The 12,762-nt window shown below is 57.5% G+C and carries 12 protein-coding genes; 10 read left to right on the top strand and 2 right to left on the bottom strand.

Annotation, left to right across the window (positions count from 1 at the left end; all coding sequences use genetic code 11):
* Positions 1-135: 135 nt before the first annotated feature.
* Entirely contained in the window at positions 136-1,476 is a 1,341-nt protein-coding gene (locus tag PCH01S_RS11790) for a helix-turn-helix domain-containing protein (RefSeq protein ID WP_042229493.1), read from the top strand.
* 270 nt (positions 1,477-1,746) lie between these two features.
* On the opposite strand, the gene PCH01S_RS11785 is transcribed toward PCH01S_RS11790, so the two are convergent.
* A complete protein-coding gene (locus PCH01S_RS11785) occupies positions 1,747-2,340 on the bottom strand; it encodes a TVP38/TMEM64 family protein (protein ID WP_042229490.1) in 594 nt (197 codons plus the stop codon).
* A 246-nt stretch (positions 2,341-2,586) separates the two neighbouring features.
* On the opposite strand from PCH01S_RS11785, the gene PCH01S_RS11780 reads away from it, so the two are divergent.
* The 7 genes from PCH01S_RS11780 to PCH01S_RS11750 all read left to right on the top strand — a co-directional run bounded on the left by PCH01S_RS11780 (position 2,587) and on the right by PCH01S_RS11750 (position 9,333).
* The gene (locus PCH01S_RS11780; RefSeq protein WP_042229944.1) at positions 2,587-3,168 is read left to right on the top strand and encodes a type II toxin-antitoxin system PemK/MazF family toxin; all 582 of its coding nucleotides are present in this window, start codon (positions 2,587-2,589) and stop codon (positions 3,166-3,168) included.
* Positions 3,169-3,382: 214 nt separating this feature from the next.
* Positions 3,383-4,204 carry a 5-oxoprolinase subunit PxpB gene (pxpB, locus tag PCH01S_RS11775; protein ID WP_042229488.1) on the top strand — a complete coding sequence of 274 codons (822 nt, stop codon included), beginning with the start codon at positions 3,383-3,385 and terminating at the stop codon, positions 4,202-4,204.
* On the top strand, positions 4,201-5,217 hold the full coding sequence (locus tag PCH01S_RS11770; protein ID WP_042229487.1) for a 5-oxoprolinase subunit C family protein: 1,017 nt from the start codon (positions 4,201-4,203) through the stop codon (positions 5,215-5,217). Before pxpB ends, PCH01S_RS11770 begins: the two co-directional genes overlap by 4 nt.
* Before the next feature lie 3 nt (positions 5,218-5,220).
* Entirely contained in the window at positions 5,221-5,988 is a 768-nt protein-coding gene (locus tag PCH01S_RS11765; protein ID WP_042229485.1) for a LamB/YcsF family protein, read from the top strand.
* A gap of 698 nt (positions 5,989-6,686) precedes the next feature.
* A complete protein-coding gene (locus PCH01S_RS11760) occupies positions 6,687-6,983 on the top strand; it encodes a CD3324 family protein (protein ID WP_009676152.1) in 297 nt (98 codons plus the stop codon).
* 200 nt (positions 6,984-7,183) lie between these two features.
* Positions 7,184-7,561, top strand: a complete 378-nt coding sequence (locus tag PCH01S_RS11755) for a response regulator (protein ID WP_053228701.1) — start codon at positions 7,184-7,186, stop codon at positions 7,559-7,561.
* Positions 7,562-7,599: 38 nt separating this feature from the next.
* A complete protein-coding gene (locus PCH01S_RS11750) occupies positions 7,600-9,333 on the top strand; it encodes a diguanylate cyclase (RefSeq protein WP_042229480.1) in 1,734 nt (577 codons plus the stop codon).
* 164 nt (positions 9,334-9,497) lie between these two features.
* Here the strand turns inward: PCH01S_RS11750 and PCH01S_RS11745 are convergent, their stop codons facing one another.
* Complete coding sequence (locus tag PCH01S_RS11745) at positions 9,498-10,373, bottom strand: PhzF family phenazine biosynthesis protein (protein ID WP_042229479.1); 876 nt, start codon at positions 10,371-10,373, stop codon at positions 9,498-9,500.
* 230 nt (positions 10,374-10,603) lie between these two features.
* Here PCH01S_RS11745 and PCH01S_RS11740 point away from each other — a divergent pair, with 230 nt between their 5' ends.
* Together PCH01S_RS11740 and PCH01S_RS11735 are read left to right on the top strand one after the other, a co-directional pair.
* On the top strand, positions 10,604-11,011 hold the full coding sequence (locus tag PCH01S_RS11740) for a DUF2203 domain-containing protein (protein ID WP_042229476.1): 408 nt from the start codon (positions 10,604-10,606) through the stop codon (positions 11,009-11,011).
* Between the two features lie 50 nt (positions 11,012-11,061).
* Positions 11,062-12,723 (top strand): copper resistance CopC/CopD family protein, encoded by a 1,662-nt coding sequence (locus tag PCH01S_RS11735; RefSeq protein ID WP_042229473.1) that lies wholly within the window; start codon positions 11,062-11,064, stop codon positions 12,721-12,723.
* Positions 12,724-12,762 lie beyond the last annotated feature (39 nt).

The raw sequence follows: 12,762 nt of genomic DNA, 5'->3' as shown, positions 1-12,762 counted from the left end.
CAATTTAAAGATTTGTCTTTAAATGAAGTCTTTCTTTAAAATAAAGGAAGAATGTAAACGCCTACAACAAACGGATTGCCGAGGTGCGTGCTAATCGCGGCGGAAATCCGGCCAGGGACAAGGAGGATGTGCAGCATGGAAATAAAACGACCCCCCAGCCGGGACGAAATCGTAATCGGGCTGATCGGTCCGGAAGAGCTTCTCGATAAAGCGGAGGAGACGATCAAAGCTTTTCCTTCTTTTCATCCTTTGTCTTTAAAATGGGAAGGGGAGCCGCACCGGCTTCCAGACGTTCAGCGTCTCGGCGAGCAGGCCGAGGTGCTGCTCTTTACGGACCCGGACACATTCCGCCTGGCTAAACAGAGCGTCACGTTCCGGATTCCGGCGCATTATGTGCCGCTGACGGGCACGGGCTTATACCGCGCGCTCTATCTGGCCGGCCATACCGGCTCCCCCGGCAAACTGACCGTGGACGGACTGACGGAGCCTGTCGTAGCCAAGGCGCTGAGGGAACTCGGGGTGAACGGCATGGACGTGGTCTGTTACGGCGGACAGATCGACGGCAGCCTGCAGGAGCTGATCGACTTCCACCGGGCAGGCGCATCGGGGGACACAGTTGCTCTAACGGGAATGAAAGCGGTTGCGGAGGCTCTGGCGAAGGAAGGACTGCGCAGCGAGTGGATCGCCCCGACCGAGCACGATATGACGATTTCGCTGCAGCGCGCGCTGCTCTCCACGGAGACGCGCCGGAGCAAAGAGGGCCAAATCGTCATCGGGTTCATCAACATCGACGGATTCGAACGGCTGGCCGCCAGGTCGGGCTCCGAGCACGAAGTGCAGCGGATGAAGCTGGACCTTCACCGGATGGTGCTGGATTACGTCGAACATCTCGACGGGTATCTGAACACGCTCGGCGGGGACGAGTTTCTGTTCATGACGACGAGAGGGATATTCGAGCGGGAGACGGGCGGCTACAAATCGATTCCGCTGGCCAAAGATTTGTCGCTCATGCACGACCTCACGCTGAGCATCGGCATCGGCTTCGGCCGTTCCGCTAACGAGGCGGGTACGCATGCCCGCCTTGCCCTGCGGCGCTCCAAAGATGCGGGCGGCAACATCACGTTCATCGTGCGCGAGGACCGCAGTGTCATCGGTCCGCTGGAGATGACGGAGCCGAACCGCTTCGATCTGTCCCTGCTCGATGCCGAGCTGATCAAGGAAGCGGGAAGGGCGGGCATGACGCCCGCTTACCTGAGCCGGCTGGTCGCGTACGTAACCCGCTTCGGGAAGCTGGATTACACGGCGCAGGAGCTTGCGGGCGTCCTCGATGTGACGGTGCGCAGCACCCACCGCTTCCTGCTGGCTTGGCAGGATGCCGGACTTGTCGACGTTATCGGCGAAGAACGAGGCGTTTCCAAGGGACGCCCCAAGCAAATATTCCGCCTGGCCTTTCTGCAGGAGAGAATCCGTTCGTGACGGTGACCGGTGATCGGTCACCAGCGACCGGAGGTCCTGCCGGACACCTGCGGATTTCGTGGAACGGACCTCTCCTTCACGGCAGCGGGAATAAAGACCGGAGAGGCGGAGCAAACTGTCAATGATTTACTCCATGCCCGCACGCTTCCAATCCGCCTCAAGTTTTTTGGCAGCCGTACCCAGGCAGCGCGGTGCGCAAATAAAAAAGCTCCTCGGCAAGGAGCTTTCAAGTATCGGCTGCGGAACGGGTTTATTCCACAGCGGAGTTTTTTAAGCCCGGTGCATGCGGGTCTCGAATTTTTTGCCGAGCAGCCACAGCAGGACGATTACGACCAGGACGATCAGGAACTTCCAAGGCTGGCGGATAAAAGACATGATGTCGTACCCGACGAACGCCATGGTAAACACCATAACCGCCTTCCCGGCAACGATAGCCGGCAGAAAAATCATTTTCTCGACCCGGGACAAAGCCGCCGCCACCACAACCAGCGAAGAAGGCGTGAACGGGAAGCAGCTCAGCAGGAAGATCGTGCCGAACCCGTGGTTATGAATCCAATTCATTCCGTTGCGCAATTTGGGCGAGCGGGTCAGCTTTTGCATAAACGCCGTATTGGACAGTCTGCGGAACAGCAGGAACAGGCAGATCGCCCCCAGACTCGTGCCGAGCCAGGAGTACAGGAAGCCGAAGCCGAGCCCGTAGGACGCGGCGTTTCCCATGACAATCACGAACAGCGGAAGAACGGGGATGAAAGCTTCGATAAACGTCAGCAAAATACCGGGCAAAGGACCGAGAGAGTTATAATGAGACAACAACTGGGCAATATTTTCTTCGGTCAGCACATTTTTTATAGATTCCCAAGTCACGGCGGTTTCAATAGCTCCTTTTTCGGGTAGTGAAAGATCAACTGGACTGTTTTAATGTTTAGTAAAAAAGGGTTTATACATGAGTATAACGAATGAAATCCCGGAATGGTTTCTCGGGCAAAGGCGGCATCCATATCCGGCAGATTGATCCGTTACCCAGTTTTACCTTAAAACAGAATATTTCTTACACAGCACGAAAGGGGAATTTTGTTCATGGCAAACCGCAATCACAACGGAGGTGGCCCTTTGAAAACGGATCTTACCCGCATTCAGGATTACTTGGAGTGGCTTAAAACGAAAATCTATTTGGACTCCCTGTCCGATAAAGCGAAAACGCGTGCCCTGCGCCGCGGCGAAGTCTACAAATGCAACTTGGGAAAAGGCATCGGAAGCGAAGAAGAGAAAGAGCGTCCGTGCATCATTTTACAAAACGACGTTGGCAACAAACATTCCGGGAACACGATCATCGCGCCTATTACGCATACGGCGGGTATTCCTAGCGTATCCGTAGAACTCAAGGGCAACTATACGTATTTGGAAGTGGGCAAAGAAAAGCAGCTTACCGGTTACGTACTGCTGGCCAATATTATGACTGTCAGCAAGTCGCGCATTACGGGGAGCTGCCTGGCGAACATCCGCGGAGAGATGGATGAGATCGAAGAAAAAGTGATGGTCTCTCTGGGCATGTTCAAAAAATATAAAGATCTTCTCGACAAAAAAGAGAGGGACAAAGCGTTTATCAAACGCCTGCTGCAGGAAAATTACGCGCTCAAAGAGAAACTGGATTTGTATGAGCGTCCGGACAGCGCCTCGGAAATACATGGTTGACAAAGCTTATTTGGTGTGGTTTAATTGTTTTAGCGACTTACAAATATGTTTGATCGGTTGATCGAATCGTATCCAAAGGTCCATTACAATTCAAATATAAGGAATCCGTTGATTCCTTCGTCTTTCGAAAAAAGATCTCCCGCCAGAGGTCTTTTTTTCATGTCTACTAAATAATACACGGCAGGGGATATTTTGAAACGGGGAGACGTAAAAAGTGGATCCTAAATCCAGTTCTGCAATCGTTTTCGAGCCGCTTGGAGACCAGGCCGTCGTGCTTCGTCTGGGTGAAGGCATATCCGAAGAAGTACACCGGCGTGTTCTGGAGGCGGCGGAGGCGATCAGCCGCAGCCCGTTTCCGGGAATGGTCGAGATCGTACCTACCTATACAACAGTCACGGTCTGGTACTCCGTCGTAGAGGCGGCGGTAGCCGCCGGCAGACATTTCTCTCCCTCGGAGCTGGAAGAAACCGAGGCCATGCTGGCAGGCGGAGAGCCTGTCGTTTACACCTGGGTCCGCCGGCATCTGGAACGTGTCCTAGAAACGGGTACTGCGGAGAATCCGGTTCTTCCAGCTTCTCCGTCGCGGGAAATTTTTATTCCGGTATGTTATGGAGGTTCCTTCGGCCCGGATTTGGAGGACGCCGCGCGTGCTCTCGGGATGAGCCCGCAGCAAGTTGTGCGGCTTCACAGCGGAGGCGTATACCGGGTTTATATGATCGGCTTTGTACCCGGCTTCCCTTATTTGGGAGGGCTTCCTTCTTCTCTGGCTCTTGCGCGAAGATCGAACCCCAGGGTCGCCATTCCGGCCGGATCGGTGGGAATCGGAGGCAGCCAGACAGGAATCTATCCCCTTCCTTCGCCGGGAGGCTGGCATATTATCGGCCGTACGCCGCTTGATATGCTGCGGACGAGCGAAAACCCTCCCGTGCTGCTGCAAGCGGGGGATACGGTCCGCTTCGTGCCAGTCGACGAAGGAGATTACGAGCGGCTCTGCCGTGAAGAAGCCGGGACGGCTAAGGAGGGGAACCGCCGATGAGCCTGCTTGTCGAAAATCCGGGGTTGTACACAACCGTGCAGGATACGGGACGCTTCGGCTTCCGCCGCTTCGGATTTGTCTCCGGAGGGGCGATGGACACCCTGTCGATGCAGGCGGCCAACATCCTCGCGGGCAATCCCCGGCATGCGGCCGTGCTGGAATGGACGCTGCAGGGTCCGCGGCTGCTGCTGCGTCAAGATACGCTGGCCGCATGGTGCGGCCCGGAGCTTGCGGTATACGCCGGAGGGACACCCGTACCCGGCTGGCGCCCCGTATATATCCGGGCGGGGACGACGCTCACGCTCGGCAGCGGGCGTAACGGATGCCGGGGCTATCTTGCCATCGCGGGCGGCTTCGACGTCCCGCTTGCGCTCGGCAGCCGGAGCACTTATACCCGCGCCGGGCTGGGCGGGTTGGAAGGACGGCCGCTTCAGGCGGGCGACGAGCTGCTGCCGGGCAGGCCGTCTCCGGCCGCCGAGCGGATGACGGCAGGGCTGCGGCTTCAAGCTTCGGCTGAGGACAACGATGTCCGGGCAGCCGCGTGGGAGGCATCCTGGGCCGTCAGACCTGGCGGGACGGGGGGAAATCCCGCGGTGCTTCGTGTCGTCCGCGGCAGTGAGACCGGCCGGTTCAAGGAAGGTCTGGACGCCTTGACCGCGAGTGTTTACCGGGTGCAGCCCCAATCGGACCGCATGGGCTGCCGGCTGCAAGGCCCCGCCCTGGAGCTGTCCGTTCCGGGCGAACTCGTATCGGAAAGCACGGCGCCCGGGACGATCCAGGTTCCGCCGGACGGACAGCCGATCGTGCTGGCCGCCGACAGCCAGACGACCGGCGGGTATCCGCGAATCGGGCATGTCATCAGCGCGGATCTGCCGGTTCTGGGCCAGCTTGCTCCCGGGGCGTCCGTGCGTTTCGCGGAAGTGACGCTGCACGAGGCGCAGGCGGAGCTGATGCGCCAGGAAATGAACCTGAGGCTGCTCCAGACCGGAGTACGCGCAAGGATGGGGAGATAAGACATGGCATCGATCGATTTGAACTGCGATATGGGCGAAAGCTATGGCGCTTACCGGTTCGGCCGGGACGAGGAGCTGCTGGAGAGCATTTCATCGGCGAATATCGCCTGCGGGTTCCACGCGGGAGATCCCGGCGTCATGCGCCGGACAGTGGCGCTCTGCCTGGAGAAAGGCGTCGCCGTAGGCGCGCATCCCGGGCTGCCCGACCTGGCCGGCTTCGGCCGCCGGGAGATGGCGGTCGGCGCCGAAGAAGTCTACGAGCTGACCTTGTATCAGCTCGGAGCCCTTCAAGCCTTCGTACAGGCCGAAGGCGGCACTCTCCGCCATGTGAAGCCTCATGGCGCTCTGTACCACATGGCGTCCGCACGCGGCGATCTCGCCGATGCGGTCGCCCGTGCGGCGCTGCGCGTCAGCGGCGGCGCTCTCGTGCTGCTCGGGCCGCCGGGCAGCGAGCTGCTCCGCGCCGGGAAGGCGCACGGGCTGCGCGTGGCGGCCGAGGCGTTCGCCGACCGGACGTACCGGCCGGACGGCACCCTGACGCCCAGGACGGAGCCGGGAGCGCTGCTGAGCGACCCGGCGCAGGCGGCCGCGCAGGTGCTGCGCCTCGTGCGCGAAGGCGCCGTGACTAGTGCGCGCGGCGAGACTGTGCCGCTGACTGCGGAGACGGTCTGCGTGCACGGGGACGGCCCGCACGCGGCGTCCATCGCACGCTCGGTCCGGGCGGCGCTGGACGAGGCGGGCATAGCGGTTTGCCCGCCGCACGGCGCGTGAGGGGCCCGCGCGGGCTCAAGCTTTGTGGCGCCGCAGGACGGCGGTCACCGGAGCCGGGCGCGCAGCCCGCGCAGACGCGCTTCAGGTACGCAGGACGGCTCACGACGCCTTCACGACGCGCTTCAGAGCGCCGCAGGCCGGGTCTGCGGAGCTGCTCCGTTTCCAGGCGTTTTTGGAAAGAACGACTATAACGAATCTCCCCCTTGAGAACGGGTCCGCAAATATGCGTTAATAGAGATGCAGCCGGCCGGCTCCACTCTATGAGGAAAGGAGTGATTCGGAACAATGAACACGACAATGGAGGTGGCTTCTGCGTAAGCGGAAGCCCGTGTCGAACCGGGGGCGGCAGCGCCCCCGGTTTTTATTTTCCTGAAATTATGCGAAATATGCGTGACAAACACAGGCCGACTCCATATAATTGGAAATAGTAAACCCAAAAAAACTAGGTGAAAGGAGATGGTTTCCATGAAATTTATTCAAACAGTAAGAGTGAAAGTCACCGTAGAGGTGCTCATTTTCTAACTGCTATCATCATGGAAGTACCGTTCACCTGTTTGTATATACATACAAGCTGCGGCACGATACCTATCGTGTATATCTTTCCTTATGAATGATAGCAGGTGCGGAAGATGAAGACCCTCTACGTTTGACGATGCGGTACGGATCATACACGACCAATTCGAGGAGGTTTTCATCCGATGAGTTATAAGAACGGCAAGGATATTCTTCCGGCCAGCTTGCTTAAAGAGCTGCAGAATTACATCCAGGGAGAGATCATATACGTTCCGAAAAAAGAGAAGAAACGCGCAGGCTGGGGAGAAAATAACGGAACCCGCCTCATCATAGAACGGCGCAACCGCGAAATATTCCGGTTATACCAAAACGGTTCAACCGTACTGGAGCTGATTCAGACGTTTCATCTATCGGAAGACAGCATACGCAAAATCATTGGAAAAACACGCGAGCGGCTGAAAGAAGCTGCTGCGACACCATAAAACGGCGACCTCTAAGGCCGCCGTTTTTCTATGTCTTCGGACAGTCTCCCCCAGAGGCTGGAGATTTTTTTACCCGGATCGGGCCCGTGTGCTATCATAGATAAAAAGTTGCGGTGGATGGTTTATGGAAGGATTTCGGAAATTTTAATCGAACCCTATTCGGTGTAGAGACAGACCGCAGACGAACAGGAGGAATGGACTTGAATCCATACCGCATTTTGCTCGCAGACGACGAAGCCGCACTCCGGTTTTTATTGACCGAGACGCTTTCGGACGAAGGATACGCCATCACGGAGGTTATGGACGGTAAAGAGGCGGTTGCCGAGCTCGTTAGAGAGCGTTACGATCTGGTTATTCTGGATTACATGATGCCGGAGAAAACCGGGGTCGAGGTGTGCGAATGGCTGCGTTCGGAAGGCGGAATCAACCGCGAAGTGCCCGTTATCCTGCTGACCGCCAAGGCTCTGGACAAGGACCGCGAGAAGGCGACTGCGGCCGGTGTCAGCACTTATATTGTCAAGCCGTTTAGCCCTCTTCAGCTGGTCGATACCGTGGAGGCTCTTATAAGCGGCGCATGATAGCGATTACGCGATTACGAACGGAGTGAATCTCAACGATGAATCAACCGAGCTCCCGAGGGCATGGCGCAGATGCCGAGGGAAGAGACAAACGGCTGCTGAAACAGGGGCGCAGGCTGTTCATAAAGGAATTGGCCCATCAAATCGCACAGATGGACGATCTGCTGGTGATCATAGCTTCCTCACCCGAAGCGAAGGATCTTCAGGATATGTACCGGATCGTTCATATGTTGAAAGGAAGCGCCCCCATGTTCCAGTTCGGGAGGATCGGCAAAATCGCCGAGGAACTCGTCCGCGTGTGGGAATGGACGCAGTCCCTTCATCCGTCTGCGGCTTTAACGGCGGATTTCACCCCTCTGGTTAATGAGAGCGTTACGCATACGAGCCAATATATCCGTCATCTGCTGATGGAACACGATGTTTCGGTGATCGAGCTCGAGGTGGACGAACAGAAGGAGAACGGGATCGTACAAACAATGGGCGGCAAAAGGCGCCTGTTGATCATAGACGATGACGATGTGCTGCGCACGTATCTGGTTCGGCGGCTCGAACTGGATGGCTACAAAGTGGACGAAGCAAGCGACGTTCCGTCCGCCAAGCTGCTTTTGCGGCAGCAGGCCTACGATTTGATTACGCTGGATCTTATGATGTACCCGCAGTCGGGCTATGAACTTTTCGATTTTCTTAAGGAAGATCCGACTTTGAAATGGGTGCCTCTGATCGTGCTGTCCGGTCGTGACGATTTAAGCGATAAAGTGCGCTGTTTTCATCTGGGCGCGGATGATTACGTGACGAAGCCTTTTCAATATGAAGAGCTGGCCGCACGCATTTACGGAATTGTGAAAAGAACCAAAAATTTCGAAGAGCTGGCCTTCCGAGATCCCTTGACGGCGGTGTTCAACCGCAGGTATTTCGACCACCAGATTCAACTGGAGCTGGAGAGAGTGCAGCGGTATCCGTCCGCCATCTCGCTCGCTTTTATCGATATCGATAATTTCAAACGGATCAACGACCGGCACGGCCACCATACGGGAGATCTGGTTCTTCAAGGTCTTGCGCATTTGCTGCAGACCCGGATGCGCTCGACGGACCTTGTGTTCCGCTTCGGAGGAGAAGAGTTTGTCGTGGTCATGCCGGGGACGGGAGCGGAAGCGGCGGCGGAGTCGCTGCGCGCTCTGCTCGGTATGGCGCATCTTCAACCGATCGTGTCCGACGAGGGGGAGGACTACTGGATTACGTTCTCAGCGGGCGTGTCGGCGTGGCACCCGGATTTGTCCATAGACGAATGGATTCTGAAGGCCGACCAGGCGATGTACCGGGCGAAGCAGGACGGCAAAGACCGGATCTATATCGAGGAGGAGACGGAAGCCGCCCCGGCCGGTTCCGAGGGAAGCCTCCGGCATCGTCCCAAGCTGCTCGTCGTGGACGACGATAAGATTTTGCGCGCCATTGTGGTCTCGGGCCTTCAGCACCTGTCTCTTGACATCGAAGAGGCGGCGGACGGAGAGGCCGCGTACGAGCGTATCCGCGAAGGCGGCATAGATTTGTGCATTTTGGACGGCATTATGCCCAAAATGAGCGGTATCGAGCTGCTGGAGCGTCTTAACGCCGAGCCTCCCGTGTCGGGAACCATGTGCAAGGTGATCATGCTTTCCGGTCGGAAAAAAGAAGAAAGCATGGACACGCTTCAAAAGCTCGGCGTTCATGAGTACATGACGAAGCCGTTCTCGATGGTCGAGCTGGAGATGAACGTGAAGCGGCTCCTGGGTTAAGCGGCGATCGTCCGCTTCATCCAATTAAAAAACCATTTCAGCCTGCAGCAGGCCGGAAATGGTTTTTTTAATGGAAGATAAGCCGGGACATGACGAACCCGCCGTGAGACTAACGGATCTGGCCGGGACCTAGCGCACCCGCCCGGTACCGGCGGCTGAACGCCTTACACGAGCTGCCCCTGCGCCGTAAAAAATACGCGTCCGCCGACATGGATGGCGAATCGGCCGTCAATTTCGCTCGCCCGCAGATACAGCAGCGATGGGCGGCCGATCTCATAGCCCTGCTCGACAACCGTGTCGACGGACGGGCCTCCGAGATAGCGGCAGCGCGCCAGGTAAGCGGCCAGGCAGCCGCCCGCGCTGCCCGTAGCCGGATCTTCCGGCACTCCGAGCTCGTCCACGAACACGCGGGCATTGATTCCGTTCGCCTTGTCGTAGGTTTCCGGGCAGAACGGCATAACGGGGACGGCGGCCTCGGCGGGAAGCGCCGCCGCCGCTTCGGACCGGTAAACCGCGCTACGCACGGAAGCGAGCGTTTTCACGGGAATGAGGAGGAAAGGGATGCCCGTCGATACCACTTGAGCAGGGTAACGTTCGTCGATTTCCTCCGTTTCCAGTCCGATTACCGCTGCGGCGGCGGAAGCGGAAACAAGGCTTCCGAAAGTAGGCTGAAGCTGCTCCATCCAGAGGACGCCGTCGCTGCCGAAAGTGACCGGAATGTTTCCGGCGGGAACTTTCAGGGTAATTTCTTGTGCATCGGGACTGTAAAGGTGACGGATGATCCAAGCGGTCCCCAGACAAGGGTGACCGGCGAACGGCAGCTCGCTGTTCGGCGTAAAGATCCGGACCCGGTAGCTCCCGTCCGCATCCGGTTCGGGCTGGAGGAACGTGGTCTCGGAATAATTCATTTCGCGGGCAATGCTCTGCATATCCGGAGCGGGCAGCGGCTCGGGACAAATGACGACGGCGAGAGGATTTCCCGCATATTTCCTTTCGGCGAATACATCGACGATATAAAAATCCTGCTTGGACAAGCTCATGGGGGCACCGCCTTTTTTCGGAAAATAGGTTTTGAAAATGATTTTAATGAGATTTTTTTTGAAAGTACAGCACAGAAACAGAAGCAGGACTTCTCCCTTCTTTCATGGAATTGTCATCTGAGCTTTCTTTTTACGTCTTTTTCATCGCGTATACTGGAGAAGGCCGACAGCTCAAGACATTCGATTCGGGGAACCTGTTTCTGGTACACTCATCTTAGGGGGTGGAGTAAATGGCCAAACGGTATTTTACGGTAGCGGAAGCCAACGCCCTGCTGCCTTCGGTGCAGGATCAGATCTCCGGTCTCAAGGAAATCAAGAAGAAGTTTGAGGACAAGTATGCGGAGCTGCGTGAAAAAAGACAGGCGGTCCACAAGTTGGGCGGAACAGAACCGAACGATCCGCTCTTCGAGCTGGAATGCGATCTTGAATTTCTGCAAATCGAAGCCCGCGGAATGATTCAGCACTTTTATCATCAAGGAATTGAGCTGAAGGACATTGATTCCGGCCTTGTGGATTTTCCGTCCATTTTGGGTGGCGAGGAAGTCCTCCTCTGCTGGCGCAGCGGAGAGGAACGCATCGGTTATTATCATAGCCGGCATGACGGATACACGGGCCGCAAACCGCTCCCCGGAGATTAAAGGTCGGGGAAGCGTGACTTACAAAATTGCGGGAGGCGGATGGACTGAACATGAAGGAAAAGGTAGTAAAGCCGGCTAGGCGGGCCTTTATAGCGGCCGGTCTGCTGTGCCTGCTCGTCATCCTGGGAGGATTGTTTCCCCGGGAGGCGTTTGCGCATGCGATTCTGACCGGGACGGACCCCGCTCCGAACAGTACGCTGGCGCAGGCGCCGGAACAGATCAAACTGACCTTTAACGAGCCGCTGGAAGAAGGCGTCTACTATATACGTGTTCTTGACCAGTCGGGCGCGAAGGTTACGGACAATGCGGCGGTGATGACGAAAGACCGGACGGGGATCGTTCTGCAGCTGCCGAAGCTGGACGACGGGCTGTACGTGGTGTCCTACCACGTCATCTCCGGTGACGGTCACCCGGTGGGCGGGAGTTACCCGCTCACGGTCGGCAAAGCGGCGCCCGCTGCCGGAAGCGGCGCTACGGGCGGCACGGGCGGTACGACCGCCGGACACAACCATAATCTCGGCAGCTCGGGCGTAGACGGGCTGATCCAGTATGCGGCACGCGGTCTGTGGTACGCGGCGATGCTCGCGCTGACCGGATGGCTGCTCTGGAGGCGTTCGAAATCCGGCCGGGGGCTGCCGCAGGAAGTTTCCGCGAGATGGACGCTGAATTTACAGCGGTTTTACTTGGTTGCTTTGCTTTTTGTTATTCTTACACATGTGGAGGCTCTCCTCGGCGACGGAGGACTTTCCCAGCTCGGCAGTCTGCTGACGGGTACGGGAATCGGTATTTCCTGGCTCGTATCGCTTGGTTTGTCTCTGACGGGCTTCGTACTGCTCGGGCGTGCCGCCTGGCTGGACTATGCTTGGGCGGTCGCGCTGCTGGCGGTTAAAGCCCTGTCCGGCCATGCGGTAACGTTCCCGCCCGTCTTGGCGAGCGTAGCCGCCGACTTTATCCATCTGGCGGCGGCGGCTGTCTGGGTAGGCGGCTTGACGGCGGCAGCCGCGGTGTACCGGAACAGAAGGGAGGAGTTTACCTCCTTCCTGGGCCGTTTCTCAGGCGCGGCGCTCGGATCGATCGTCGCGCTTACCGTGAGCGGTGTCGTGCTGACGCTGTTATTCCTGCCCAGTCTGGATATGATCATTTATACCCAGTGGGGTATTCTTATGCTCATTAAGGTCGGCGTCGTCGTGCTTGTCGTAGGGACGGCCGCCTTCTTGCGCTATACGATGAAGAACAAGCGGGACAAGGCGACAGCAAAGCTCTACAAGGTGGATTTCAGCCTCATGCTGATTATCCTTGCGGTGGTCGGCGTCCTGACTTACTTGTCCCCCGCTCCCCCGAACGAGCCGCTGAACTGGCACGAGATGGGCAAAACCGTGCATATGACGGCCGAAGTGTCTCCGAAAGCACCGGGCACCAACACGTTTAAGGTGACGGTCTGGGTGCTGGATACGATGGGACCGCCCAAGCATGTGCAGATGAACGCCCAGTACGAGCCGAAGGAAGAAGAGGAGGCCACGCTGGCTCCCATCCAGATTCCGCTGGAGCTTCAGGAGAATCAGGAAGAGAACTGGCTGGAGGGGTACAATATGTACACCTATTACACCCAGGGACCTTACCTGCCGCTTCCCGGCAAGTGTACGCTGGAAGTCCGGATTATGGACTCCAACGATGACGAAGCGGTTTACAAGAAGGAATTCCGGCTTTATTAGATAGCGAAAACAGCCCCTTGTGCTTGAAAGCACAAGGGG

The organism is Paenibacillus chitinolyticus NBRC 15660 (genome assembly GCF_000739915.1).
GTDB lineage: Bacteria > Bacillota > Bacilli > Paenibacillales > NBRC-103111 > Paenibacillus_F > Paenibacillus_F chitinolyticus.
The sequence above is the reverse complement of the archived record's forward strand: the minus strand, read 5'-3'. Positions and strand labels throughout refer to the sequence as shown.

Coding starts and splice junctions, on each gene's coding strand:
- PCH01S_RS11745 (WP_042229479.1), bottom strand. CDS start 10,373: ATGAGCTTGTCCAAGCAGGATTTTTATATCGTCGATGTATTCGCCGAA.
- PCH01S_RS11750 (WP_042229480.1), top strand. CDS start 7,600: ATGAATCAACCGAGCTCCCGAGGGCATGGCGCAGATGCCGAGGGAAGA.
- PCH01S_RS11770 (WP_042229487.1), top strand. CDS start 4,201: ATGAGCCTGCTTGTCGAAAATCCGGGGTTGTACACAACCGTGCAGGAT.
- PCH01S_RS11740 (WP_042229476.1), top strand. CDS start 10,604: ATGGCCAAACGGTATTTTACGGTAGCGGAAGCCAACGCCCTGCTGCCT.
- PCH01S_RS11735 (WP_042229473.1), top strand. CDS start 11,062: ATGAAGGAAAAGGTAGTAAAGCCGGCTAGGCGGGCCTTTATAGCGGCC.
- PCH01S_RS11765 (WP_042229485.1), top strand. CDS start 5,221: ATGGCATCGATCGATTTGAACTGCGATATGGGCGAAAGCTATGGCGCT.
- PCH01S_RS11790 (WP_042229493.1), top strand. CDS start 136: ATGGAAATAAAACGACCCCCCAGCCGGGACGAAATCGTAATCGGGCTG.
- PCH01S_RS11760 (WP_009676152.1), top strand. CDS start 6,687: ATGAGTTATAAGAACGGCAAGGATATTCTTCCGGCCAGCTTGCTTAAA.